This is a genomic window from Caldisphaera sp. (assembly GCF_049974385.1).
Classification (GTDB): Archaea; Thermoproteota; Thermoprotei_A; order Sulfolobales; family Acidilobaceae; genus Caldisphaera.
The window spans coordinates 1-1,529 of sequence record NZ_JBMFIW010000046.1 but is presented as its reverse complement, the minus strand read 5'-3'; the positions used below and the strand labels follow the sequence as shown (position 1 = coordinate 1,529).

The 1,529-nt window shown below is 37.7% G+C and carries 2 protein-coding genes; both read left to right on the top strand.

The genetic code is table 11. The features are described 5' to 3' along the window. Positions 1 to 494 (top strand): IS607 family transposase (locus ACP5GV_RS08010; RefSeq protein WP_428103267.1); only part of this gene is annotated, 494 nt, incomplete at its 5' end. Continuing rightward, a partial coding sequence (locus ACP5GV_RS08005; RefSeq protein ID WP_428103265.1) for an IS200/IS605 family accessory protein TnpB-related protein occupies positions 472 to 1,529 on the top strand: 1,058 nt, incomplete at its 3' end. The genes ACP5GV_RS08010 and ACP5GV_RS08005, both read left to right, overlap by 23 nt.

Genomic DNA, 1,529 nt, shown 5'->3' with positions numbered 1-1,529 from the left:
TATTAGAGAGTGGAAAATGGAGGTTCAGGGAAGAAGATGTTGAGAAATTGATGGGAATAGTAAGGAAGAGGAAAGTGATACTATACGCTAGGGTATCATCAAACACGCAAAAAGATGACTTAGTAAACCAAGTAAAATACTTGCAAGAGCAAGTTAAGGATTACGACCAAGTAATAACAGACGTTGGATCTGGGTTAAACGTGAAGAGGAAAGGATTCCTCAAGTTGTTAAGGATGATACTTAATAACGAGGTATTAAAAGTAGTTGTTGCTTACCCAGACAGGCTAGTTAGGTTCAATTTCGAGATAATTGAGGAAGTATGCAAAGCACACAACTGCGAAATAGTAGTGTTAGACAATGAGGACAAAACACCAGAACAAGAGTTAATAGAGGACTTAATTTCCATATTGGTCTCGTTCAGCGGAAAACTATATGGAATGAGGAGTCATAAATACGAAGATGTGAAGAAGTGTGTTGAGGAACTTAAGAATTAGGAGTTTTACCCCAGAGGAGGAGTACGTTTACATAACGTACTCCATCAAAAATGATAAGAAGGAGGAAAGCAAGATATTAATAGAGAACTACAGAGTCCTATTACAGAAAGCTTTAGACTACTTGTGGGAGAGAGCTAAAGTTGAGAGAAAAGAAGTGAAGGGTAAGAAAGTCATCACGAAGGTTAAAATAACCTTGCCTAAGAAAAAGGAAATGTACAAGACGTTAAGAGACGAGCTAGAGAAGATCAACAATTTGGCTTCCCACTACGTTGACAAAGCTATAAATGATGCTTACTCGATCTTAAAGGCTTGGAGGAGGAGGGCTGAGAAGGGAAAAGCTTCATTGAGGAAACCAACACTGAGAAAGGTTTACGTTAGAATAAAGTCAACTCTTAGGAAAGTTGATGGTGAGAGTGTAAGGATTACTGTAAGACCTTATCGATATATTACCTTTTCATGGTCTCACAAATGGTTCTCTAGAAGAGTTAAGGGGCTTGAACTGGGTGAACCTGTGATAAAACAGGACAATGTATATTTACCATTTCGTTATAAGTTAAAGTGGAGCACTCCCCTAAATTTTCTCTCTATTGATAGCAACTTATACACGTTGGACGCTTATGATGGAGAGAAGTTCGTTACATTTTCAATCAAGGAGTTGTACAGTCTAAAATACGGTATGGAGTTAAAGAGGAGTAAAATACAATCTTTTGCTTCTAAACACGGTAGGAAGGGAAAAGCGTTGTTAAGAAAGTATTCTCACAGAGAGAAGAATAGAGTTAGAAATTATATTCACAAGTTCGTGAACAAACTATTGGAGATGTATCCCTTGACGACTTTTGCTGTTGAAAAACTTAATAAACAAGAGATGTTTAGAGATGCTAACGAAAATTTGTCTAAGAAGATTTCCAAAACTGTTTGGAAAACTGTTCACAGTGTGCTTAAATACAAGGCCCCACTTTATGGTTCCTTTGTTAAGGAGGTTAACCCACACCTAACTTCCAAGTCCTGCCCCAGATGTGGATGGGTTTCCCGAAA